The following is a 24,692-nucleotide window of genomic DNA, read 5'->3' as shown; positions in this document are numbered from 1 at the left end:
CCGCTTCAACAGACAATCCCATACCAGCAAAAACAACTAATGGAAAAATCCATAACTGTTTCATAAATTATTTCCACGACAAGAGAAGATGAGATTGTATTTAATTGTCTTAGACACCACAATTCATCAATTAATCAAAACATAGTTGCTATATTAGCAACAATTAAACCTTAAATTAGATTCTAGGAACTGACGAAGAATGCAATTAAACGCACTACGTTATTTTGTTATGGTTGCCACGACAGGTAGCTTTGCAGCTACAGCAAAGCATTTTCAAGTTCCTCCCTCTTCTGTGTCCCGATTTATATCGGGACTTGAACAAGAAATTGGACAGCAACTTTTTTACCGTAATACACGGTCTGTTAAACTTACTGAAATTGGGGAAAAGTACTACGTTCAAATAAGGGATGTACTTGATACTCTTGACTTTGCGAATGAGCAAGTTGCAGGTAAGAATTTTGGCGTAAAAGGGTTAGTACGTATTAATACAGCCGTTGCATTAGGTCGGCTACATATATCAACTATCATTAATAAATTACAAGACACATATCCTGATTTATCGGTTGAATTAACTCTAACTGATACATTTATTGACCCTGTACAGGAAGGTGTAGACATTGCAATACGGATTGGCTTATTACATGACTCTGCCTTAATTGCAAGAAAGCTTTGTGACCAGCAGTATGTTTTGTGTGCTAGTCCTGAATATCTTGAACGATATGGCATACCAGATTCACCCGAAGATCTCAAAAAACATTTATGTCTTGTTTATAAGGGGCTTTCAGGCACTCAAAGGTGGTACTTCCGACAGGAACATAGTAGCAAACCTATTGTATTAGAACCGCAAGGTACATTAAAGAGTAACAATGCAGAAGTCTTAGTTGCAGCAGCCTTAGAAGGAAGAGGTATTGTGCTATTCCCTACTTGGATTTTTGAACATGATAACTTCAAAAACAGAAAACTAGTTCCTTTACTTCCTCAATGGACTAGTACAGTCGACTCTCATTCTATTGGAATTCATCTTGTTTCTCCTGAAAACAGAATTCGTTCACAAAAAGTAAGAACCGTAGTTGATTTTATAATGAAAGAAATTGGTACCCCTCCTTATTGGGATAATATTTTATAGTTAGATAGCATACAGTGCCCATATTTATTTTCAGTTAATCCTATAAACTCCGCTGATTAACACGCTTAGATAATTCTGCTGCCGACTCTTTCCGCTCTGAATAACGGTCTGTGAAGTACTGACTTTGTCCACGCGTCAGTAGCGTGAATTTATATAGCTCCTCCATGACATCGACAATTCGATCATAAAAGGCTGAAGGTTTCATCCTGCCGTCTTCTTCAAACTCTAAAAAAGCTTTAGGAATAGAGGATTGGTTCGGAATAGTGATCATACGCATCCAACGGCCTAAAATACGCATTTGATTGACGCTATTAAAAGACTGCGAACCGCCACTCACCTGCATCAAGGCCAAAGTCTTGCCTTGTGTTGCACGAATCGCACCACCTGCTAGAGGTATCCAGTCAATTTGCGATTTAAAAATTGAACTCATTGAGCCATGGCGTTCAGGTGAGCACCACACCATACCTTCTGCCCAAGCCAGTAAATCATGCAATTCTTTAACCTTTGGATGTTCAGTGTCCGCATCTTCGGGTAAGGGTAAACCTTAATGAGTTTAATATCTCTGAAATTGGTAGAGAGCTTAGCAATAAAAAGAACTCCATTTTGCTCAACTTAAATAATCCGTTTAAAATTTATGATGAATAAATAAGTAAAAAACTAAAAGAAAAAGCAGTATGCGTTAATAGCCGACCCTTTTTAAAGGTCGGTTAAGCAGTTTGCGTTTCTAAAAATTTAACACTCTTATTTTATAATAATATTTTCAACAAATCACTTTACAAAACAGAATTACACATTTTACAAAACCCCACCCAAATAAACTTTGGATTATTTTACTGATATAATAAATTAAAAAATAAACCTTTTTTTTGTTTTTTTAAACTTTTCTCATCTTTTTTTAAAATATTTTGATAATGTGGATCTTAAGTTTTTATTCTGGTGTTCTTGTGAAGTGATCATATAGCTGACCCTCTGTGATCATTTCATAAGAACACCAGTTTCACAGGATAATAAAATGGGTATGAATAAATATATTGTTATTGTTGAAGCAGAACATCCGCCGCAAGTCTTCCTACATGACACTATTCCAAATGTTGGTAAGGTTCTTGAACTTAAAGCAGAGGAATTCCCGAATCGAGTAACTGCAGCATGGCTAGCGCAGCGCTTTAACCTTTCTCGTAAAACCATTATTGAAAAGATTGGTGCTTTTAATAAAGGTGACGATAACAAGCATCTATATGATCCCAGAGAGGTAATGCCCATCTTAGAAAATTTCAACGTGATGGCTTCTAAACGTGGAGCACGGCGTAAAAATTAAAAAAATGGGGGCTTAGTGCTCTCTATCTTCTTGGTAAATCTTTGATGAGCTTTATAAATTCGTCCGCATATTTCTCAGCTTGATCTTTTTGTTCAATCACAGTTATATTTTCATTATTAAATGATGCTTTCACAGTCCAATTAAAAGAACCCGTAATAACTTTCTTGAAATCAATAACACAAAATTTATGATGCATTAAATTATTGAAATTGCCATTTTTAGGTGAGACTTAATAGTATTCGATCTCAGATTTTTCAAAGCGTATTCCCTTGCTTTCAGTCAAACTATCATCATTCACTATAATTCTTATGTTACCCCCTTTTTGATGTTGCCTATAAAGTGCCTCAGCTATCGGCTTAGAAGTAATCCATGCAACCGCAACCCATACGGAATACTTACTAGTTTTGATATGTTCTATTATTTCTTTCTCTATTTTTTCAAAAACAGGCTTGAGCTGTAAATCCTCTTGAATAGATTTTCCACCAATTTTATAGATTTCATTCTCATTTTTATAAAGCAATAAACCATCATGTTTCAATATTTTATTGAGTTCACATGCAATCTCATCAGGATTTTGTGTTTGGCGATCATCAACCAAAATCTCGATCAAGGAAATTAATTTAAAAGTTCCATTTATCTCAGCAAGCTTTTTATTTGTAAAGTCCCTTCTACTACCAAATTCCCCTTTTTTATTCAACTCCCAATAATCATCACTGAAGCCGAAATAATTAAATAGTTTTACAATATCAGGGCCCGATCTCCTCTCTGAAGAAAATTCACGCAAAATTACTGTTGTTAATTCATTTAATGATAAATCAGAAATCTGCATAATAAAAAGCCCCATTCAATGGGGCATATCTTAAGCAGCATTTAGCATTTTTGCTATCTCAGAAGCGGTTGGGTTGTAGTATGTGTTCACAAGAACCCCAATGGTTTTATGCCCAGTCAACTTAGCTAATATCTCAACAGGCAATTTTTGGTTATTCACAAAGCGTGTAATGGCCTCATGACGTGAATCATGGAACGTAAATGCTCCAGCAAGTCCGACACGCTTTAAATTACGCTGCCAAAGCAACCTAAACGAATTGGAGTTGTGTTTGACCAGTAACCCTTCGCGCTTAGGCAGTATATCTAATAGCGCTCTTGCCTTTGTCGTTAGTGGGACATCTCGTGAGGTACCATTCTTAGTATCAGGCAAATGAACATAATCAGGAAAGACATGTTGGTTCTCAATTCCTAATATCTCACCTTTACGCATAGCAGTTTCCAATGCAAATAGAAAACTCCAAGCTACATAGTGCGCTGGTGTTTTAGGTACCATACCTTCTTCATAATTATCTAAACCCACCAAAACCATTTTGATTTGATCTTGGCTTATACGGTTCTTTCGTGCAGGTGGTTTAATTGGCTTCTTAACCAAATTAAATGGATTAGAAGGCAGTAAGAATAGTTCACGTACTGCAAATGTGAAAACAGAAGATCCAAGGCTCATTTCTTTATGAATCGTCCCTGCTTTCACATACTGCAGTCGTCTTTCTCTATTTTCAGTGATTAGCTTTGGCGTGAGATCATAAATAGAATATTCAGTCAGCTTGCCGTAATACCGTTCTAAATATTTAATGTGATTTTTGATGTAGACTTTGCTTTTAGTAAACTGACCAATTTTTTCGTAATAGATATTAAATAGCTGCTTTACGGTGTACTGGGGTTTATCTAAATTTTTGAGCTGCTTCTCATACTCAAGCTGTAATTCCATGAGTCGCTTGTGCGCCCATTGAATACATTCTTGTGAGGTATCTTTAGTTGCGGCATCACGAAGATGCTTGTATTTGACTTGGATGCGCCAGGCATTGCCGCGTTTGACAGGTTTTTGCATATTAATAAACTCTCAATATTTGGTGCCGAAAACGGGCGCCATCCATCTTGAGATACATACGACCATCTCAAAATGGCGCCCGAAAGCGAAATATAAAGCAGTTTTTAATGCAAATTTTGGGTATTTTGATTCCCCAAAGCTGACCTATTTGACAATAAAAACAGGGAAATATCGTTACAATACTCCCCTTAAAATATTGATTTTACTCAATATATATCTTGGTAGGTATATCCAGACTCGAACTGGAGACCTCTACGATGTCAAGATGAAGTCAAAACCCGACCTAAGCCTTTAGAATATAACAATTTCATTGCTTATTTTTGAGCGTATTTTAGTCACTTTCTTACCAAACTAGACCCAATAAAATCAATAATTTAGAGCATCATTTCTCTACAGCTTTTTTCGTCTTTTGCTTCAAATTTCTCATAGAAATTTTGTCTTAAAAGTTGGCTTGCAATCTACGAACACAAGATATAAAAAACCGCCCTTTCAGGCGGTCATTTTCACTTCAATAAATTGTACCTTTGATGCGGAAAGGTCTTTAACTCGAACATGTGTTGGTAGTCGTATGCTGGCAGTTCTACATGGTACTTTTTGCATAGATCCGATATGGCATAGGTCATATAGAACATATTGTCATGCAACATGGACACCAGTAATGGATTTAGTTTTACCAGTGTCGGGCTATGGGTATTCCACCATGCTTGGAAAAGTTTGGCTTGGCCACAGAGTATTTCTATAGATTGGTTTTCATCTATATGAATATCCCCTTTTGCTTTGATCTGCATGGTTTCTAGGTAGTCCACAGCGTCTTGGAAGTGCATAGCCAAGAGTTCGCTATAACGTGAAATGCGAAAGTGTTTGTTATGTCTTGCCCAAAGTTCAGTACGTTTCTTTGTGCTGCCCTCGGAGCGTCGGTCTACGATTTCTTTAAGTTCAGCTTGTTGTTCTGCGTTGATTTTTACTCGTGTGTCGATTTGCTGTTGCTGTATTTCTTTTTCGAGTACGTCGAGTACCCATTTGCGGAATTCTTTAGCGACTGGTGTGCGGGCGAAGAATGTAATGAGGTGGCAACCACGTAATGAAAAAACCCGTACCGTCAAATTGACGGTCTGAGGATTGGGGACAATTTTCGTCATATCAGAAGTAAATTCATCTGCTTTACGATCATAAATACGAGATACTGAATCTTCTCGCGCATATCCTAATGCACGAGCAAGATCAGATGATGTAATCCAAATTTGCTGATCATTGAGTTCTATTGGATGAAATTGCATGGAATTAAATGTTAGACTGTTCATATCAATTGTTCTCGAAAATAATTGGTAGATACCCCGTCTTCCGCCAAGAATGTTCGGGGTATTTTTTATTTAAAATAATGTCCACTGGACATATTGCAAATATATATGTCCACTTGATACCATGTCAACAGAATTTTTCAGGATGAAGTCATGGGTAAACATTTAGGTGTCGCATATAATTTGCGCTTACCACAAGAACTAAAAAATAAAATTGCAGAATCGGCTAAGGAGCTAAACCGCTCTATGAATGCGGATATTGTGGCGAGATTGGAAGAGAGCTTTTTAAAGAAGGATGTTTCTTCACCTGCACGATCTGATGTAAAAATCGTTCATCTAGCCAATGGAAAAAAACGTGTTATTTATGGAAAACTTATAAATAATTTTAGTTTAGATTACACACAAGAACTTGACCAACTTCGAGATGATATTCATCTTTCTCTTGAAGTATTAAGTGGCTCTTCTTTTTGGAATTCATTAAAGTTTTTTAATAAAGACGTTTTAGTTTATAAAGGCGACAATCATATTGATGTTGTAGACAACGGTAAAAAAAGTCTTGGATGGTTGATTGTCGAAGACCATATTACAGATAAATATATGGAAAATCTTCATAAAAAAAATAACGAAAAGTAAATCACCGCTTACTTTTTACAGGTGCTACCTAAGGCTCTATTCTTAGAGATGAGAGTTTTAGTGTCTAAAAAGCACCTTATGGTAAAAGTTGATTGATTATTAATTCTAAACTATTATTATCTATATGAAATTTTCTAAAAGCCAAAAACACCTCTTCCTTATTCCGAGATTTTCTAACAAAATCTCGGAATAAAACTTTAGCAGCATTATATTGTTCGTCGGGATTTTTAAGTAATGTTATTTCCGCTTCAAGAGCATCTCTAAAATCATTAATTAACTTTTTACGCTTATCTTTCAATTCAGTTCTATTTAGCTTACAAGTTTCAATAGTATAATCTACGTTAATATGTGTTGATGAAATTCCCCCCAATATATCAAAAAGCAAATAAGGAGATGGATCAAAAATTTCAGGATTAACTAATTTGGGTTGTTCAGCAGCATTATAACGTTCGGATAAGCTATTTATATTTAAAATTATTTTTGAACCACGTCGAAACCTTACTTTAGCTGCTAAAGTAGCAAATTTTGCCAGTTTTTTACTATTACATGTAGAACAAGCAATCAATAGATTATCCCAACTATAAGCTAACCAATAGTATGTGCTTTTAGGTCGATAATGTTCAACATGTCTATCCTCTATACCAGACTCACAATATGCACATTTTTTACTATAAATAGTATCTAGTGCATCCTTTATATCTTTAACTTTATATCTACTATTGTAATTTTTATGATCTATATATTTTTTTGCAGAGATAAGCTCTAATCTACGAGAATGAGTTGTTCTGGCTTTTGTTCGTTCATTGCCAGCCAAAGTTTCTGGTCTAGAATTTAATGAAGGGGGAATATCATTCAAGTCTTTGTCAACTTTAATCATTTTCAAACTCATCTAGAACTTCTTGGATCAATCTATTTACATCTTCACTAGAGATGAATTTCTTTTCACCTTGTTGTTTCTGATTTTCTAATCTATCACGAACTTGCTGATGTATTTTTGACAACAAGTAATCATCACTTGTATCAGCATTATCATTATCTTCATCTAGCCTAGCAGACTTTAAGTCAAATAATGATGACGTTACCAAAGTATTTAACATCATATTATTTAAATCTTTACGGTAATACTTATCCGTAACACGAGTTATGCCATCTTCATTTCTAAATACACGAAATATAATTGCATCATCAGATGCCCCTTGAATAATAGTCGGGCTATGCGTAGTAAAGATAAATTGAATATTTTTAAAGGTTGATCTCAGCTTTGATACTATTGTTTGTTTCCATTTCGGATGTAAATGTAAGTCTATTTCATCAATAACAACGATTGCTGAAGTTTGAAAAATATCACTGTTATCGCCAGATATCTTTTGCAATCTGAACAATAGATCAACAACAAAAATTGTAATACTTTTGAACCCTTCAGAAAGTTGATCGAACTTTAGCTCTTTTTTATTTTTTTCTTCAAAAAATAGTTCCGTTTCTTTCAATTCAATATTTACTGTTTTATCAAGAAGTTCAAACAAGGTCTGCTTAATAAGTTCAATACTAACACCAGCATTATTCATATTTAGTAATGCTTGATCTTTTATCCATTGTTCAGGACTAATTAAAGTTTCATTAGAATCAAATAAAGACATGAACCCATATTGTTCATAATTTTCTGCTGAAAATCTGCCACGATGAGTTCCATAGGTAAAGAAATTAATTAAATGCTTTGAATTTTCATTTGTATCTTTTCCAGACAACTTTAGCTTTGGGTTATCGTTAATTATATCTCTAATTTTTCCTGTTTTTTCTTGATCAGTATATTCAAAAATATATTCTTTATTAAATGCCAAATACATTGCCATTAATATCAAGGACTTACCATCACCATTTTCACCAACAAAATAAATCTCTTTCGATTCTTCAAAATCAAGCTCAATCTCTTCCTCAATAGAGTAAAATTGATTTATTTTAACTTCCTTTAGATGTGGGAAATTTACATTTTTATTATTTATAGAAAATGATGATTCTTCAAGCCAATTTCTAAATACCCCATTATCACAACAAAAACATTTATAGAGTTCAAGTTCTTCAACTAAATTATAGTAATTTTCTTCATTCACTTCAGTAGTCAATGAAATTAAATTTAAACGATCAATTAATAACTCTTTAAATAATGCACCAACTTTCTTATTTAATAGAATGGTAGAAAAATTATATGGAACTTCTTTTTCCCTTCTAAAAATTGGCTTAGCTGCCTCAGACTCAACTAAACAACTACGAATATTAGTGTTTTGCTTTGTTGTCCGTTCAAAAATAAAACTACCCATCATATTTGAATATGATGATTTTTTAAAAACATCTATTACTTCATGGTGTGTAAGTATTAGAGAGAACAACCCAAATAGTTTTTTTTCTTTAGGATATTTTAAAATCTCAAACCAATAGAAAGGCAATGTTTCAATATCTAAATTTTCAACTCCTAAAAATGCCTTTAAAATAGGAGTATTAATTTTGGGAGACCCTGCTTTAGCAGCCTCTATATAAGAAATTAGAGTATCTTTATCGAAAAGTAAATCTAAAGTCTGAACAATATCATATTTCGTCCAAGACGTTTTTAATTTGGTAACATCATATTCCATAGATCATACCTTATCAGCAATAATCAATATTTCATTGACATTGATATTTTTTCCACCAGTGCGACCAAGTCTACTATGTAAATATTCCATAGTTTGAATACTTACATCATAAGATTCACCAAAAGTCTTTTGTGCAAGAGCCAATAAACTGTTTAACTCTATAACACCACCATCACTATAACTCAATACCATAGCTGAATCTTTCTCTTTGATTAAAGAGAACATTTTTTCAAAAGCATCACTAGCCTCACTCTTTTTACAAAAAGGTGATTGATGACGATCTTGTCTATATCTACCCTTAAATTTAACTTCCGGATAATCATACTTAACCAAAGTTTCTAGCACATGATAAAAGCGTGAATAATGCACATTTCCATAAGGTGGATCAGCATAAATGATCGAATTTTTATCAGATTTTTTTAACAGCTCATCAAATGATAATGTATAGCTTTCAAACTCTTTGTTAGAGGAGCGATCATAAGCAAGCAGTTGATTCAATTTTGAAACAAATAAATCCACAACTGATTTGACTCGATACAACAGAATATCTTTGAAGTTTTTATCATCTTTCACATCTCTATACTGAGCAAAATGCCCTGTACTCTGAGAGCAATACGACATTGCAAACATTAAAGAACTTAAAATTAGTTCATAAACTGTAGTATTTCGATATTTTTGAGCGATCCGATATATCGCATCAATATATAGACATTGCTGAAATGACCAATATGTTCCAGAGTAATTCTGTACGAATAGATGATGATCAGTTTGGCTAAAACTCTTAGTCATCAACTGTCTTTCTAATTGCTCAACTTCTAAGTATTCATCACGACTAACACTTGATTCATAAAAAAAGTTGATGTTGTACTTTTTCTTAAAAAATTCAACGTATTCTTCTACTTGTTCGACAAAACTAACTACATCTATTTCACTTTTTTGTACTTTTTTTAGATACGACTTTCCAAGAATTGTTGAGTATTCTTGTACATCATTAATGACTACATCATAACTACGATTTAAGTGTGCAGAAACAATACATGTACCTGCAAACAAATCATAAACTGTTCGACTCCCATTAGCATTTATCTTATGAATATTATCTACTATAAAATCAATAATATTTGCTTTAGAGCCCATGTATTTTATCAAATGAGGTGGTACAACTTCTCTTTGAAATGGATGAGCTAACTGCATAGATGAACCTAACGAAAAACTTCGGATTTTTATATCGACTGAGCATGTTAACACAGTATTTTTTTAAACGTGCAGTGATTACTTTACAGCTAGATCAAAAAATAACAAGTTACCTTCAAATTAAACTTTTTAGAATCATCAATCCGTAGATTTGTTCAACTCTAAATTAAATTTTGTCAATCAAATTTATTTAGCATTAAAAATAAAGCGCCTCACGGCGCTTTTCTTATGCAAAATCCTGAACCAATTTCTTTATAACTGGTCGCTGACGCTGACTCGCATTCCATAAGTTATGTTGCATCTGCAAATTCAACCAAAACTCTGGTGAAGTTTCTAAAGCCTCACTTAAACGAATCGCCATATCTGCTGAAATACCTGTATGGCCATTCAAAATACGAGAAAGATTTGCTCGAGTAACACCTAGCGCTTGAGCAGCCTCAGTCACAGGAGTTTCACCCATGTATTCCCGCAACATTTCGCCAGGATGTGGTGCGTTAAACATCATATTCATAGTTCGTACTCCTACACCTTAGTGATAGTCCAGATAATCCACAATACAGCGCTCTATCATCTAGAAAAACGTATCTGCCGATACATTAAACCGCTCAGACAATGCCTTAATATGACGAATATTCAGTTGGCGTTTACCACTTAAAATTTCAGAAATCACAGATTGGGTTGCAACCTCTGCCAAGTCAGACTGACCTAAACCATGTTGCTCCATCAAAAAAGCCAACGCAGCGCGACCATCCCCTTTGGGCATAGGAAGATGCTCATTTTCATAATCAGAAACCAAATCACCAAGCTGATGAGTAAGCCCCATTAAAGGATGGGACTCGTCATCACCAACAGTATCTAAAAGTTCATCTAAAGCTTCAACAAGTGTATGAAAGTCGTCTTCATTTTCTGGCTTGCTGAGCAATGGTGCAACGTAGTGCCAGTGGTCTACGGCCTGTTTAATCATCGCGTTCATACTAACCTTCCTTCCAATGACCTTTGTCATATTCTTTATGGTACAAGACATCACGGATATACACACGTTTTGCTTGATACATCACGACTGCAATAAGTCGGATCTTGTTCCCGCCAATATCGAATACATGGAACTTTCCAACTTTATCGACCTCTGGAAAGAGATGTTTCATCTCAGCAAAATCTTTCGGATCGTTTGCCTTTATAATTCGATACCAACCATCTAATGCTGTTTCAGCCTGTGGCCACTTGTGCATTGCTTCTATAATTCGAGCGTGAGTGATCACATGCATAATATTTTATCGCATTTTGCTATAAACAAAGTATAACCTATTTATCGCATTTTGCAATATTTTAAATACGAATACCAAATAGGTAGGATAGCCTTGTCTATCCATCGCTCAAATCTTTCACAGCCTGAATACTCGTCTTAAATCCAAGCGATTTATCAATGCTATGTGTGGCTTGCTCAATAACCCAATCTCCCGCAATCCCCTCCCGAAACCCTACAAGAGTAAGCGGTTTCTCGGCTGAGATTTCGGGATTACCTGGTAAATTTAAAATTAAGCGCTCTTCTCCACGGCGCGATTGATCTAATGATGCTTGAGCTGCTGATTGCGCACTTTTAGCATCCTGATAGATGTGCCTGAGTCTTTTGACTGGCTCTCCATCACCAACTTTCACCTCATGCTTTTTTGCACCCTTTTTATCATGCCAATATGCAATCGTAGTCCCAACACTATCGCTCGTACTGGATGTCATTTCCCAATCACCGACCTGCTGCTTCACTAAAGTTAAACTTGGCAATTCAATCTCACCACGCTTAACAAAAAGTAACTTTCCACCTGCAGGCTTGCATACCACATCGTACCTTTTGGCGATGCGCATTAAAAAGTTTAAATCAGACTCGTCCGACTGATCAAAATGAGGAAGCTTTAAAGCCGATACAGAATTACTCACAATAGGATCTAAGCTATGCTCTCTTGCGATCTTAGTCACGACAGCAGAGATCGTCGTACCTTTTGGCCATGAACGTGTTTTTTGAGAAGACAATGAAGTCATTCCGCTTTTACTGGTCAATTGTGGTACCGCACGACCACGAATGACCATTTTTTCAGGCGGACCAGATAATGATATTTCACTGACGATAAATAACCCCATATCTGTCATGTCATAGTCATAGCCCATAGAGATTCTTAATTCTGCACCTTTTTTAGGTAACTCAATCGGTCGGATCGGATCATCTATCAATGAAATCTCACAGGTATCTGATTCATAACCTGTACCATCTGTAACCGTAATAGACTCATAGAGATCTGCAATAACCGATGTGATATTTGCACCATTCGCAATCACGGAAAAACAAGGTCTTAGTCCCATAGTTTCACCTTGCGTGTTTCAGTGCTTTGTTGTACTTCTGGTAACTCAATCAGTACGCCAGCTGGCAATAACGCATCATATTGAGATATACCAAAATTTACTTCTAAAATTCGTTCAACCACTTTGTTATTGGTGTTGCCATAATATAGATATGCAATTTCATCCAGCATATCTCCAGCTTTAGTTAAATATTGTGCCATCTTAAAACCCTACCGCATTCATGATTCCAGACAACAGACCTAAACGGGCTGTACTATCTGAGTATTTACGCATGTTGATTGTAAATTCTTGACGGCGTGGTACACCAAATGCAGCAAACTTGGTCTGACCTTCTGTAATGCTATTGATGACCCAATAGCCCAAGATCTTGCCTGTGCCACTGATCAATAATTGAGGAACACCCGTCGCAGCCAAACTACGAAGTTCATCAATCTGCCCAGTACCACCCTTAAATTCAGGATAAACCACGCCTGTTAATGACTGCGTATCTTCACCAGGCCCTAAAAACTGTAAATTATCCCAATCCCCAAATACGGCTTGTTCGCCCCATTTATAGTTAGTGGTGCGATTTAGCTCTTGGTAAGCTGCGGTATAGATACAAAACTTATAGGAACCAAGTCGCATCATCGTTAGAAATGTGCCATAGATCTGACCATCCATTATTGACTATACCCCGCATCAACCATTGAGCCACGTTGAATTACAGCCTTTGTTCGATTAATTTTTTGTGCTACAAGGTCTGCAAGTTGATTTACGTTTTGTCCAGGCGCACCATGAATAATGATTGTTATATTTTGGCTTAATCCTGCACTATTGCTATTAGCTGAGAGTGTATCTATTGGAGTAGATTGGGGAGTATTTGATCTTAAACTTGGTGTGGATACAGACTGATTAAACGTATCTAAAACACCACCAAATTGCTGTTTTAAAGCAGGAGTACGTCTCTCCATGCCTACACCAATGCCATCAACAATAAACCCACCCAAGCCTGCCATAACGCGTGACGGAGAATGAATGTCCATCTTCTTTTTCATGAAGTCTGGCATATAGCTGTTAATACTTTTCCATACACTTTTTAATTTTTCAAAGCCTGACAATATCCCCGAAATAAGGCCATCAATAATATTCTTTCCAATTGCCATAAAGGTTCCTGCCAAGCTAGACAGAAACAATTTAATAGCATCAAAGTTTTGTACAATGTAGCCAAGAGGTGTGATAGTCAAAAATAGAGTGCAAAGACCTGTCCACGCTTTAGAAACAATACTTTTGATCCCCACCCATGCACTAGACATAAATGAGCCAATTGTAGCCATTCCAGCACTAATCAAACCTGATACCGTTGTAAATGCAGTTCTGATAGAAGAAGCAATTGAAGTCCACACTGTACTAACTACACCGTAAATAGCATTAAAACCATTCACAAAATAAGTTTTAATTGTATTTACACCAGCCATAAAATAGCTTGAGATCGTCGCCCATAACTGACTAAAAAAAGATGAAATACTGGACCAGTTAGCGATAATTAATCGGGGTATACCAATAATAGGAACTAATAAATTTAAAATTGGATTGTTTGCAAAAACTTCATCAACACTTTTAATGATACCTTTAATAAAATTAAGACCAGTATCGAATACATCCCTAATACCGTCCCAAGCGCCCGATAATGTGGATTTAATGCCCTCCCAAGCTGAACCAATAGCCGACTGAACACTACCCCATAGGTCTGAAAAGAACCCCTTGATTGGTTCCCAATTTTTATAGATCAAATATGCTGCGCCTGCCACAATTGCAACAATTGCTGTTATTGCAAAAATCATTGGATTAGCTAACATCGCTTTTCCAACAAGACCAAATACAGTACCAACCATCTTGATAGGTGCAATCATCTTGCCCAACATAGTAATTGCCACACCTGAGCTAGCTCCCAAAACAGAAAAACTACTTACAGCCAACGCAATCGGTCCAATAATTGTTGTCACAGCAAGTGCTACTGCTGCAATACCTCCTACGACTGCAATAGCACCAACCGCAACTTTAGTAAGAGTAGAAGCCAACTGTGGATTTGCTTGCGCCCAACTAGTTACTGATCCAATAACATGAGACATACTTTCTGCCACTGATGACACTACAGGTAACAATACAGTTCCTATCGTAATCCCTAGGCCAACGGCATTATTTTTTAGCAATTGGAGTTTGTTTGCAGTTGTATTTGCTCGTGCTTCATACTCAGCCTGCATGGAGCCATCCCATGCTTTTTTATTTGCTTGAGATACTCCGTTTAAGTTTTTTTCTAATGCCTCCATATTTGTGAGCAATGGTGCAATCGAGCCTAGAGATTCTGAGCCAAACAGATCTTTTAATATGGCACCCTGTTTGTATTTATCTAAACTAGAAACCTGTTTGAGAACATTTAATGTTGTTGCCTCGGCATTAATCTGCATGTCTTTGGCCACTTTTTCAGAATCTAAACCTAGATCCTTATAGGCAGCTTTTTGGCTTTTAGTAGCTGATTCACCTGCGACCAAGGCAAGCATCATATTTTTGATACCAGTAGCGGCGATCTCTTCCGCAACACCCATACCACGGATCGTAGCTCCAAGTGCTGCAATAGAGCCTGATGCAAAACCACCAACCTCGCCCAATGGTCCAATACGCTGCACAATTTCCATGATGCCTTTTGCTGCTGCAGGTGTATTATTTCCTAAGAAGTTAATCTTATCTGCAAGCGAAGTAACCTCATCTTGAGACATTTTAAATGCAGTGCGCATCTCTGCCATTGCTTGGCCTGATTCTTCGGCACCAATGTCAAAAGCTACCCCCATTTTTACAGCAGTTTCAGCAAACTTTGTTAATTCGCCCACTGCAATACCCGACTGTGCACCAGAGGCAACAATATTTGCGATATCTTTTGCAGCCATTGGCAGTGTCGTAGACATTTTAAGAATTTCTGTGTTGATTGCTTTAAATTGTGAATCTGTCCCACTAAAAACTTTTTTAACATCAGCCATAGAACTTTCAAAATCAATCGCCAATTTGACAGGCACCACCATGGCCACACCAGCTGCAACTGTTCCACCCAATACGCTACCTGCAGCACTCTTCAACGAAGCATTCTTTTGTCTTAATTCTTCTACACGGTTTAATTTCTCTTGCGCTTTAGTGAGTCGGTTTAATTCTTCAGTCACGCCAGAGTAACGCATACGTAAACTATCGACATTCTTACCCATGCTACCAAAGGTTCGGATCGACTCACCTAGCATCGCTTGATTCTTTTTGACTCGTTGAATTTCGGAGCCAATTTTTCCTAATTGGGTAGTCGTACTACCAATGGCTGTTCGCAAAGATCCTGCGACTTCGCCACCAATCGTGATAATTGCACTTAATTTTTTGTTTGCCATTGCATAGAGCACACTCAGACCAATATGCAATTTTGATATTTTTATGGTTTTTTATTCATTATTCACTTATGCAAAGAAAAACCGCACTTAAGCGGTTTCTTTGGGTAGTCCATCACACCACCATAATAACTTAGAAACTGAGAGCCTTTCGATTTCCGACAGTGACCATGATGTGTGTGATGCTAGACCAAGTACAAAAGTACGGATATCTTTTGTACCTATTCGATAAAAAGTCGGTAAGACTCTTGAATACGTTTATAATCTTTTAAGCCCAATTTTTTAAAAAAATCAGGAGCAAGCTCGCAGATATTTGCAAACATGGTGATTTCTTGTTCGGCATCAGATTTACCCTTAGTTTGTAGCTCTGCTGATAGTAAGTCTTGTACCGTAGGTTCACGCATTTGAACTTGATTAATCCCATCATAGGCACGACTTAAAGTAATCAGATTGATGCCTTCGTCTTCTTGAATATAGTTTGGTTTAGTTGTCATTTTACATTCCTAACGCTGAGCGAATATCCGCTAATACATCTGTGCCATTAATAATACGAACCATGTTGATCACATCAATTTCATGAACGACTGTGCCGCCAATCGTTTGCTTGTAATAAGTTAAAGACAAATCATATTTATCTTTTGGCGCTTCACCAGCTTTTGATGTCCCTTGCCCAATCTTAACGATTTTCCCTGTAAGGTTATGCACAACAGCCGTTACAGTACCGTCAAATGACTCCATCGCTTCACGCACGGTAAATGATGTGGTGCTACCCTCTTTGATTCCAAACAACGACAACACATCTTTACTGTGTGAGTTTAAGGTGAAATCAGCAGTTAGCTTTTCCATCCCCATAGTGATATCAATCGGTGCATCCATACCACCTGCACGATACTCTTCAGTTTGAAGCGCTAGCTCTGGCATGTTGGCTTCATCAGTATTCCCTGCGTAACCTTTACCATCGACAAAGAGATTAAAATTCTTGCGAATATCTTGTGCTACACCCATTTCAAATACTCCTTAAGAAAAAATCTCTTTGATATAGTCATTGACCAGATGAGAACGGAAAATGATATGTTCTGCTGGATACACAGGTGTGAAGTCAAAATCAAAATACACTTTACCTTGAGTAATCTGGTCCGCTGTATTTAAATCAGGATCTGCCCAGCAAGACCCACCTAAAACCGCACCAATATTGGTTAAGTAACGTAAGTATGCATTTACGCCTTCAACCACATCAGAAACATAGGTTTTAGTAATACCACGATCGACAGCCCATAAATGTGCAGCTTTTAATGACTCATCAATCATATCTGCTGTACGGACAACACACAGGAATGCCCATTTTTGATCACTTGAAAGTGTCCGATTTCCCCAAAGGCGATAGCCATTTTGCCGAATAATCGTGGCAACGTTGTTTTCATTCAGTAAATTTGCACGACAACTAGCATCACCCATTGCAAAATCAATGGCTCGGGATGTCCCAATAATGCCGTTAATTTCTTGATTTGATGGTGACCACCACCAACCACGCTCATTATCCGATTTAGCAATCAGACCAGCGACACAGGCACTCGCCCATTCTTGTGATGTTTCGCCATCAACTGTTTTTAAAACTTTAGGATCAACCAGGAATACACGCTTAGAACCAAAGTCTTTTGAATATGCAATTGCATCTACATCATTTGTATTTGGACCATCAGCAATAATGACTGCTTTTAATCGTTCAGCAATACCGTTTAGTTCAGCAACGACTGGATTCGAAGTCGCGGGAGTCTGGCCAACTGCTGCAGTGCGTGTATGCGTATATCCTGGTGCAATTAAAATTTTAGGTACGAAACCAACAATGTTTTCTGCGGCTAAGAAAGCATGCACCCCTTCATAAGTCCCCGTGTTTGAATCAACACCACCCAAAACGTTGGCCAAAGTTACTGTATCTGTTTCACCCTCTTCAATACGAACTACGACCAGCACAGCGCCAATTTGATCAAAAATAGAATCAATAGCTTGAGGTAAAGTGCCAGCCTCACCAAGTTTAGCTGCTTCGAGTCGAGAGCCTGCAATCAGTACAGGTTTATTCAAAGGAAAAATTAAAGGATCAGCATTGGGAGCCGATCCAATAATCCCAATGGTCGAACTTCGAACTGTAGTAATAGGACGTGAACCATCATCTACCGTGACGTTTTGAATCCCATGTAAAAAAATATCGCTCATGAACCACAATCTCAGTTTAAGATTTTGGTTCATTTTTGCGATTTACTCAGTACTTTTCATTATTCAGTATTGTACTTTACAACGTCATCGCATAAAGCCAAATGTCGTCCACTTGTTCTGAACTCAAATTAAGTACGCCAAGCATGTATTGCACTGAATCATTGGTCCGTTCAAAACGTTCAGACTCGCTGTATTCAATCTGAATTCGGCTTTTGAGGGTTGGATCCTCAATTGCACCAATCATCTGCTCGATAGTTTCCAACAGCCCATTTTCAAGTAATGCCAATTTAAACTGACGACGAGTGAGCGAAGAAAGCTGTTGTCTTTTTAATATCGTAGCTCGATCCGCATCAATAATAATATTCAACTCATCATCAAAAACACATGCATCAATATCGCTAATTTCTTCACTCTCGATCAATACATACCGTTCATTGGAAATATATTGGGATACATCTGAATCAAGCGTTAGAGCTTCAACTGTTGTCATCACTGACAAAGACTTATCTTCATTTTCATAAATAATTACGATCATTAGAATACCACCACAGATACTTGACCAGCATCTATCGTGCCAGTACTTGAAGATGCATAAGTTGTGAGAACTTGTAATTGGGTTGTTGATTTAACTAAGTCGCTAGAGCCATTTACTGCAACTGGAATTTTTGTAGTTGATGGATGATAAGCAGATCCTGCCCATACATACTCCGCATCATCCAGTGCATTCGCAAATGTTAGGGTAAATACACCACTTGAGTTTCTCACTACGCTGACGATGTTCATGGATTTATGAATGCTGACAACACCACCTGATACACTGAAATTGACATAGGCACGTGCGACAGCCGTATTTTCTTTCAACTGTGTATTTATCGTGATATTGCCTGAGCCATCAAAATCTGCATTACCTGAAACAGCACCAGATAAAGCAATGTTCCGAGATGTCTTGAGTTTGGTTGTCGTGGCTGAATTACAGTCGATCCCTGTAGATGTCAAACGTGCAACGATATTCCCATTCTGTGTATCTACGAAATTATATGTAGCCCCATAACTATAAAAATTCATCCGATCAAGACCATTACGGCCCATATCTATATAGTGATATTCATCGGATTGTACGAGGCCTGTTGAGGCTGTCACCGTCCCACTCACATGATCTGAACCATCAAATGTCTGACCAAAAATAGTTCTCGGTGTCTTTAACTTGGTTGCAGTATTCGCATTTCCAGCAAAACCACCGAGTGAATACAAAACACCATTCGGATCTAGATTCATCAATGAAGTGTAACTGTCTTGATTGCCATTCCACCAATCGAAGCCACCACCGCCACCTCCTTTATGGTTAATAAAGTCAGTTTTACCCAATCCACTGGTTCTATTCCAAGATAAATACGCCCCCTGTTGTGATGGTGTGTAATCCGCTTGACCATTTGCACAAAGCGTAATGGCTCTCATACTTCCATTTAAAGTGCCTCCAGTGAGTGGAAACTTTTCATCCTGTAATTTTTTACCTTGTCGGGCTGACAGGGGTTTAGTTCCATCATCGGTGGTTAAGTCGTCAACCATTGGAATGTTCTGTTCTGACACCCCTGTAATAAGACCTTTGGCATTGACCGTAAGCACAGGAATTTTTAGGGTTGATCCATAAGTACTTGCCACCACACCTGAATTGGCTAAGGTGAGAATGCAGGATGCATTGGCAGAGCCATCAAAATTGAATGAACCTGTCGCTGCACCTGAAAAGCTAACGTCTCGAGCCGTTTGTAATTTGCTTGTTGTAGATGAATTACCATTCAAACCACCATTGAATGTTTTGGCATATACATGTTCAGGAAAAGATGTATTACCGACACCATCCAATAATATTGCTCTACGGATTATGTTGCTTGATGCATCTCGTTGGGTTGCATAGATCTCGGCATCATTGTCATCTGTGGTCCCGATTTCAACAAAACCTCTGTCTTGCCCGGTGTTACCTACAGCCAAGTACCCGCCATCTGTTGTGGTGTAAGCTTGAATCAGTTTCTTAAATGCACCCGTTTGATCACCAACATTTGAAACAGTGATGGTGCCACCAATGGCTAAGTCGCCTGTAATTTCCCCGCCCGATAAAGGTAGCTTGGTGTCATCTTTAATGGTGATGTCTTTTGAGCCATCAAATTCAATATTGTTAATCTTTCGTGCGGTTTTAAGTTGGGTTGCTGTTGAAGCATTACCACTCATGCCATTTAATGGAGTGAATGTACCGCTACCATCAATATATGCAATTAAATTAAATTTATCGTTGTCACCATTGTAAAAACGGAACCCGCCAGCGCCTAAACCACGATGGTTAATAAAGTCTGTTTCCCCTTGTCCTTCACTTTTATTCCAAGAAACGAAAGCGCCTTGAGATGTCGGTGAATTATCAAGTTGTACCTTTGACTCTTGTAAAATTTTGGCTTGGCGAGCTGACACGGGCTTGGTTGAATCATTGGTGGTGAGGTTATCGACCAATTCATTTCTACGAATGTAATTTTCATTGACCCATGCCTGACTCGCATAGATTAATGATTCGTCCAGAAAAATTTCGACTACATTTCCATCACGAACGTTTTGAGTAAACTTGAGTCGATATTCACTTACTCCATCAGGATCTGCAACTTTGAAAAATGGTGCATGCGAACCATGTGAGATAAGCACATTATCAGCAATAATTCCCATTTCACGAATCCAAAACCCACCAATATTTGAGGGAATAATGGTCTCAATCACAATGTAATTTGCAATGGTTGGGTGCTTTGTATATTTAGTAACAGCTTGGCGGTGAACTTCCTTCACCAACGTTGATCTTGTTTTGGTTGGTGTTGGAACTGAACCATTACCATCACCAAATGCGATATGGGTGATATTCAGTTTTGTATTATTAACAATCGCAGTAGCAATTGCCGCATCGCCAACATTAGTTGTGACGTTAAAATAATCGCTCATGCTCTTGGCTCGCTAGAAAAAGTAAACGCTGTTTGATGTGCAAGAATATTGCAAACGGTTAAAATAGGATTTGTTGTAATCGTCAGATTTGTTAAATGTCTTGAAGCAGCTTTTGCATCGGAAACAAGCCGATTAATCTCGTTATAAACTTCTTGATTTAAGCTTTTACCGATAAGATCAAGTTCCAGATTAAAAGTACCTGGTATTAAATTAGGCTCAACTTGAAACCATTCAATCAACTTTACTTCATAACCAAAGGGCTCTAATGCTCGTTTAATTGCTGCAGCTGTTCCCTTAATTCGATGTTGAACACGAGAATTCCTAATCACATCTCTTTTTAATGATTCCTGCCAGTTCTCATCCCAGTAATCCACTGATTTTTGCCATGCGATAAATGGCAGAAATTGAGATGGAACAGCATCTATATCTTTAATCACCCGGATTGAAGTAAGGTCAAACGCTGCTTTCCCCACTTGAGCAATTTTACGTTCCAATTCGCTGGCATTTGGAGGTAATAAACTATTCACTCAGCAACTCCAATACCAATCGTTTTATCAGTACAAAATGGGTGATGATAACCATCCATAATCAGATCATTTTCTGGTGACGTAATAACAACACGCTGAATGCCATCTACATGTAGAGCTGCAAAAATGGCAGATCTATAAATACTTTCCCCATTCTTTTGGGCATTTTTAATATATTTATCTAAACGGATATTTGCAGCCTCAAGCAACAAGGCATCCTCAGCATTTTTTCCAACGTATAGCTGGGCTTCAATTTGATAATTAGTCGCTATACTCGATTTAACCGTTGGCCTATCACAGACTGGACGTACTTGATCAGGATCTAAGGCTTTCTGGACGGCTAAAACTAACTCTTCTGATGCTTCACCATTTAAACTATCTACCTGTGTAATGACAATATCGAGTAGATATGGATTAACTTCATCTGAACGAACCTTAATACCATCAACCCGACCATCCGCTGATAGGGAAAAATAACGATAAGCATTGGCTGACCCAGCTGTATTCATTCCATCAAAAGACAACAAGCAACGTTCCCGCAAACGCTCATCTGACTCATAGACTGCATCAATTGGTGGGATAACTGTATTATCAGCAGGTGTGACTAAAAGTCGGACTAAACCATATTCGGTTAATGCTAAATGTTCCAAGTCTGCTTTTTCTGCATAAGCCAGTAACAATGAGCGTGCATCAGAATTACACTTCGCAGTGTAAAGTAATTCTAAGTAGGCATTTTCTTGCAAAAGCTTAGTAACTGGTTCTGACTCGCGCATAAGAGTTTCTCGAATTTCATCTTGCTTTTCCGCATCAAAGAGAGCAATAAAATTTGCTTTCCTTGTTTCAAAAATCGTCTCAAAACTTAATTCGCTAATCAGACTTGGCGGTGGTAGTTGAGAAAAATCAACAGTACTCATGAGCTCACCACTATTCCATCTAACTGAACGGTTTTGCCGTCTAAAACATATTTACCTGTGATTTTTAAAGTGATCTGACCCAGCTGTGCACTGGTAATATCAACTGCACTGACAAGCAAGCGATCTTCCCATTTCATTAGTGCTTCAGCAGTGGCCGCATAAATATCTACCAATGTGCCACGATTTAGTGGGGCATCAATTAGAGAAAATAACTTAGAGCCATAATCACGGCGCATCACACGTGAACCAATTGGCGTATTTAAAATATCCGCAATGGATTGTTTTAAATGATCAAGACCAGTTAAGGATCTGCCATTAAGTACATTCATACCCATTAATTGACCCCTCCCGTACTGGAGTTACCCGATTGCACACCTTTGTGCGTATGAGCTCCCCCAATGCTTTTGCCTTTGTGCTTTACATCAGATCCGTTAAATTCAACAAGACCATCAACGACCAAACCACCATTAATAAAAACTTTCCCGCCACTGCCTGATAAATCAATATTTAAGGTATGACTGGCTTTGTCATACTCAACCACAGTGCCATCCGCATAAATATGCTTTGGATTTTCAGTAGTGCCCGCATTAGGGAAGGCAGTTTGAGATAAAGCAAAAGCAATTACGCCTTGAGACAGATCACCTGATGGTGAGAGCACTAAAACCTGCTCACCTTTGGAATAACCACCATTCCATGAGCGATCCTCACCTGCTCGATCTTTCGCCCACTCTAAGTCCGAAACAAGCTCACCATCAAAATCGACTGTTGCTGTACCCGCATCCAAATCAACAGCATGAATTCGACCAAAACGGATTAAATTCGCAAGGATCCTGTCCATTTGTGCTAGTGCATAACTCATGGAATCTCCTGATTTAAAGGAAGCTCTTGGTAGTTATCTTCATGACCTAAACCAATTTCAGGCGAATAACTAAAAACAGGAGAAGGTGTAATTCCTGATTCAGCCCATACATTTTCACCGACTAAAATTTGAGTAGAGAAGTCCACGCGCCATACCTCAAAACGATCAAGCTCAGGAAAAAATCCATCTTCTGAAATGTCTCCCAGTGAACTGCTTCCAACACCAAATTTCCCAAGTTGGGTAAAGTGCTTATTCTTGAAAATATAGAGAGCCAAACCTACCGCTAGTTTTCGGACATTAATCTTGGCTCTACGTTGATTAAACGTATCAATAATTCGTGCTTCAAATCGGGCAATCAAAGGCAGTTGTTCTGTGCCTTGATCACCCTGTTCATCAATATCAAAACTGGTAAGCTCAAGGAGCAGCGCTGGCAGTTCTTTTGCCGTTGGCGCTTTACGTTCCTCTTCATCACGATAAAACTGAACCAATTGAAAAACTGGAAATTGCGCTCTAAATTTGGCTTCAATCACATCATGTAATTGACCTAAATCCACACCTGCTATCGCATTTGCCATTTCAACTCATGCTCCAAAGTTTTGAAAAACTGATCTTGATATCCACTTGAAAAGGCTTGATCTTCTAGATACGAATCTGCTTTTGCTTTGATTTCGAGTGTCTGTTTCTCAATCGGCAATCGCCCCCTCCCAGATCGCTTAAACACTTGCCCTTTTGCAATAAAAGCACCATCTCTTTTATGCTTTCCTGCTGTAACGCCTTTCTTGGTTTCTCTAGCATTTAAGTGAATCAAGGAAATCCCATTCAACCCGTACCAAAGCTTGATCGTCCAGCCTGTACTTGTTTTCTGAATGCTTGTTTTTCGCATTCTTCTACGCATGACCTTTTGAATCACCTGTAATTCAGTACTTAATCCTTTAACCGTTCTGGTTTGTACCCACTTGGACATTCGATTTAGGGTACGACTCAATGCTGCGTTTACTTGCTTTTCAGTCGGTTCTAACTCAGCAATGATGGCCTCAATGCCCTGGGCACTTATATCGAGTGAAATCATTCGTTAGCTTCAAGCTTAAGTATCGAAAGACCTGTGCCATCTTGCTGTGGATAGGTCATAACATAAAATTTACGACCATCTTCGAGCAGCAATAAATCACCCCGTTTTACACCTATTACATCTGCTGATTTACAAGTAAATCGAGGCTGAGCATCATCTACTTCATATTCACCAAGTTGAGCATTTAAATACGGTTCATCAAAGATTCCTGCAATGGATTTATCCTCTGAGCCGTCATCAAACTGCAAAATGGCTGTTATGGCAAATCCACCAAGAGAATCCGTCTGAAGAAACACATCCAAATTTTCCCAACTTGGCATAGG

At 37.8% G+C, this 24,692-nt stretch carries 27 protein-coding genes and 2 pseudogenes; 3 read left to right on the top strand and 26 right to left on the bottom strand.

Annotated elements, in window-relative coordinates; all coding sequences use genetic code 11:
* Window positions 1–199 precede the first annotated feature (199 nt).
* On the top strand, window positions 200–1,126 hold the full coding sequence (locus DPG01_RS08490; protein WP_110974792.1) for a LysR family transcriptional regulator: 927 nt from the start codon (window positions 200–202) through the stop codon (window positions 1,124–1,126).
* Between the two features lie 40 nt (window positions 1,127–1,166).
* Here DPG01_RS08490 and arsH read toward each other — a convergent pair.
* Window positions 1,167–1,670 (bottom strand): annotated as a pseudogene (arsH, locus tag DPG01_RS08485) (arsenical resistance protein ArsH); the annotation flags it as partial.
* Between the two features lie 474 nt (window positions 1,671–2,144).
* On the opposite strand from arsH, the gene DPG01_RS08480 reads away from it, so the two are divergent.
* On the top strand, window positions 2,145–2,441 hold the full coding sequence (locus tag DPG01_RS08480) for a hypothetical protein (RefSeq protein ID WP_110974796.1): 297 nt from the start codon (window positions 2,145–2,147) through the stop codon (window positions 2,439–2,441).
* A gap of 22 nt (window positions 2,442–2,463) precedes the next feature.
* Here the strand turns inward: DPG01_RS08480 and DPG01_RS08475 are convergent.
* The 3 genes and pseudogenes from DPG01_RS08475 to DPG01_RS08460 form a co-directional block, all read right to left on the bottom strand.
* Window positions 2,464–3,270 (bottom strand): annotated as a pseudogene (locus tag DPG01_RS08475) (phospholipase D-like domain-containing protein).
* 30 nt (window positions 3,271–3,300) lie between these two features.
* Window positions 3,301–4,317, bottom strand: a complete 1,017-nt coding sequence (locus DPG01_RS08470) for a tyrosine-type recombinase/integrase (protein ID WP_110974791.1) — start codon at window positions 4,315–4,317, stop codon at window positions 3,301–3,303.
* 503 nt (window positions 4,318–4,820) lie between these two features.
* Window positions 4,821–5,618 carry a Bro-N domain-containing protein gene (locus tag DPG01_RS08460; RefSeq protein ID WP_110974789.1) on the bottom strand — a complete coding sequence of 266 codons (798 nt, stop codon included), beginning with the start codon at window positions 5,616–5,618 and terminating at the stop codon, window positions 4,821–4,823.
* A gap of 150 nt (window positions 5,619–5,768) precedes the next feature.
* Between DPG01_RS08460 and DPG01_RS08455 the strand changes: the two genes are divergently transcribed.
* On the top strand, window positions 5,769–6,248 hold the full coding sequence (locus DPG01_RS08455) for an Arc family DNA-binding protein (protein WP_110974788.1): 480 nt from the start codon (window positions 5,769–5,771) through the stop codon (window positions 6,246–6,248).
* A 76-nt stretch (window positions 6,249–6,324) separates the two neighbouring features.
* Here the strand turns inward: DPG01_RS08455 and DPG01_RS08450 are convergent, their stop codons facing one another.
* The 22 genes from DPG01_RS08450 to DPG01_RS08345 form a co-directional block, all read right to left on the bottom strand.
* Window positions 6,325–7,125, bottom strand: coding sequence for an HNH endonuclease (locus DPG01_RS08450; RefSeq protein WP_162622331.1), 801 nt, complete (start codon window positions 7,123–7,125; stop codon window positions 6,325–6,327).
* The gene (locus DPG01_RS08445; protein WP_110974786.1) at window positions 7,118–8,875 is read right to left on the bottom strand and encodes an AAA family ATPase; all 1,758 of its coding nucleotides are present in this window, start codon (window positions 8,873–8,875) and stop codon (window positions 7,118–7,120) included. Before DPG01_RS08445 ends, DPG01_RS08450 begins: the two co-directional genes overlap by 8 nt.
* 3 nt (window positions 8,876–8,878) lie before the next feature.
* Window positions 8,879–10,069 carry a DNA adenine methylase gene (locus DPG01_RS08440; RefSeq protein ID WP_110974785.1) on the bottom strand — a complete coding sequence of 397 codons (1,191 nt, stop codon included), beginning with the start codon at window positions 10,067–10,069 and terminating at the stop codon, window positions 8,879–8,881.
* A 226-nt stretch (window positions 10,070–10,295) separates the two neighbouring features.
* Window positions 10,296–10,580, bottom strand: a complete 285-nt coding sequence (locus DPG01_RS08435) for a HigA family addiction module antitoxin (protein WP_110974784.1) — start codon at window positions 10,578–10,580, stop codon at window positions 10,296–10,298.
* Between the two features lie 60 nt (window positions 10,581–10,640).
* Complete coding sequence (locus tag DPG01_RS08430) at window positions 10,641–11,042, bottom strand: helix-turn-helix domain-containing protein (protein WP_110974783.1); 402 nt, start codon at window positions 11,040–11,042, stop codon at window positions 10,641–10,643.
* 1 nt (window position 11,043) lies between these two features.
* Window positions 11,044–11,334 (bottom strand): type II toxin-antitoxin system HigB family toxin, encoded by a 291-nt coding sequence (locus tag DPG01_RS08425; protein ID WP_110974782.1) that lies wholly within the window; start codon window positions 11,332–11,334, stop codon window positions 11,044–11,046.
* Window positions 11,335–11,431: 97 nt separating this feature from the next.
* Window positions 11,432–12,421 carry a phage late control D family protein gene (locus DPG01_RS08420; RefSeq protein ID WP_110974781.1) on the bottom strand — a complete coding sequence of 330 codons (990 nt, stop codon included), beginning with the start codon at window positions 12,419–12,421 and terminating at the stop codon, window positions 11,432–11,434.
* The gene (locus tag DPG01_RS08415) at window positions 12,412–12,621 is read right to left on the bottom strand and encodes a tail protein X (RefSeq protein ID WP_110974780.1); all 210 of its coding nucleotides are present in this window, start codon (window positions 12,619–12,621) and stop codon (window positions 12,412–12,414) included. Before DPG01_RS08415 ends, DPG01_RS08420 begins: the two co-directional genes overlap by 10 nt.
* Before the next feature lies 1 nt (window position 12,622).
* Window positions 12,623–13,081: a phage tail protein gene (locus DPG01_RS08410; protein WP_110974779.1), complete on the bottom strand. Its 459-nt coding sequence runs from the start codon at window positions 13,079–13,081 to the stop codon at window positions 12,623–12,625.
* A complete protein-coding gene (locus DPG01_RS08405; RefSeq protein ID WP_110974795.1) occupies window positions 13,081–15,822 on the bottom strand; it encodes a phage tail tape measure protein in 2,742 nt (913 codons plus the stop codon). The genes DPG01_RS08410 and DPG01_RS08405 overlap by 1 nt, the downstream gene beginning before the upstream one ends.
* A gap of 218 nt (window positions 15,823–16,040) precedes the next feature.
* Entirely contained in the window at window positions 16,041–16,313 is a 273-nt protein-coding gene (locus DPG01_RS08400; protein WP_110974778.1) for a phage tail assembly protein, read from the bottom strand.
* 1 nt (window position 16,314) lies between these two features.
* Window positions 16,315–16,824 carry a phage major tail tube protein gene (locus DPG01_RS08395; protein ID WP_110974777.1) on the bottom strand — a complete coding sequence of 170 codons (510 nt, stop codon included), beginning with the start codon at window positions 16,822–16,824 and terminating at the stop codon, window positions 16,315–16,317.
* A 12-nt stretch (window positions 16,825–16,836) separates the two neighbouring features.
* Window positions 16,837–18,030, bottom strand: coding sequence for a phage tail sheath subtilisin-like domain-containing protein (locus DPG01_RS08390; RefSeq protein WP_110974776.1), 1,194 nt, complete (start codon window positions 18,028–18,030; stop codon window positions 16,837–16,839).
* Between the two features lie 76 nt (window positions 18,031–18,106).
* The gene (locus DPG01_RS08385; RefSeq protein WP_110974775.1) at window positions 18,107–18,565 is read right to left on the bottom strand and encodes a hypothetical protein; all 459 of its coding nucleotides are present in this window, start codon (window positions 18,563–18,565) and stop codon (window positions 18,107–18,109) included.
* Window positions 18,565–21,000: a phage tail protein gene (locus DPG01_RS18905; protein WP_228156978.1), complete on the bottom strand. Its 2,436-nt coding sequence runs from the start codon at window positions 20,998–21,000 to the stop codon at window positions 18,565–18,567. Before DPG01_RS18905 ends, DPG01_RS08385 begins: the two co-directional genes overlap by 1 nt.
* Window positions 20,997–21,527 carry a phage tail protein I gene (locus tag DPG01_RS08375; RefSeq protein WP_110974774.1) on the bottom strand — a complete coding sequence of 177 codons (531 nt, stop codon included), beginning with the start codon at window positions 21,525–21,527 and terminating at the stop codon, window positions 20,997–20,999. Before DPG01_RS08375 ends, DPG01_RS18905 begins: the two co-directional genes overlap by 4 nt.
* Entirely contained in the window at window positions 21,524–22,441 is a 918-nt protein-coding gene (locus DPG01_RS08370) for a baseplate assembly protein (protein ID WP_110974773.1), read from the bottom strand. Before DPG01_RS08370 ends, DPG01_RS08375 begins: the two co-directional genes overlap by 4 nt.
* Window positions 22,438–22,776: a GPW/gp25 family protein gene (locus tag DPG01_RS08365; protein WP_087011070.1), complete on the bottom strand. Its 339-nt coding sequence runs from the start codon at window positions 22,774–22,776 to the stop codon at window positions 22,438–22,440. Before DPG01_RS08365 ends, DPG01_RS08370 begins: the two co-directional genes overlap by 4 nt.
* The gene (locus DPG01_RS08360; RefSeq protein ID WP_110974772.1) at window positions 22,776–23,300 is read right to left on the bottom strand and encodes a phage baseplate assembly protein V; all 525 of its coding nucleotides are present in this window, start codon (window positions 23,298–23,300) and stop codon (window positions 22,776–22,778) included. Before DPG01_RS08360 ends, DPG01_RS08365 begins: the two co-directional genes overlap by 1 nt.
* Window positions 23,297–23,875, bottom strand: a complete 579-nt coding sequence (locus DPG01_RS08355) for a hypothetical protein (protein ID WP_110974771.1) — start codon at window positions 23,873–23,875, stop codon at window positions 23,297–23,299. The genes DPG01_RS08360 and DPG01_RS08355 overlap by 4 nt, the downstream gene beginning before the upstream one ends.
* Window positions 23,860–24,369, bottom strand: coding sequence for a phage tail protein (locus DPG01_RS08350; protein WP_110974770.1), 510 nt, complete (start codon window positions 24,367–24,369; stop codon window positions 23,860–23,862). The genes DPG01_RS08355 and DPG01_RS08350 overlap by 16 nt, the downstream gene beginning before the upstream one ends.
* The gene (locus DPG01_RS08345; RefSeq protein ID WP_110974769.1) at window positions 24,366–24,689 is read right to left on the bottom strand and encodes a head-tail joining protein; all 324 of its coding nucleotides are present in this window, start codon (window positions 24,687–24,689) and stop codon (window positions 24,366–24,368) included. The genes DPG01_RS08350 and DPG01_RS08345 overlap by 4 nt, the downstream gene beginning before the upstream one ends.
* Window positions 24,690–24,692: the final 3 nt, after the last annotated feature.

The organism is Acinetobacter sp. WCHAc060042, assembly GCF_003231195.1.
GTDB lineage: Bacteria > Pseudomonadota > Gammaproteobacteria > Pseudomonadales > Moraxellaceae > Acinetobacter.
The sequence above is the reverse complement of the archived record's forward strand: the minus strand, read 5'-3'. Positions and strand labels throughout refer to the sequence as shown.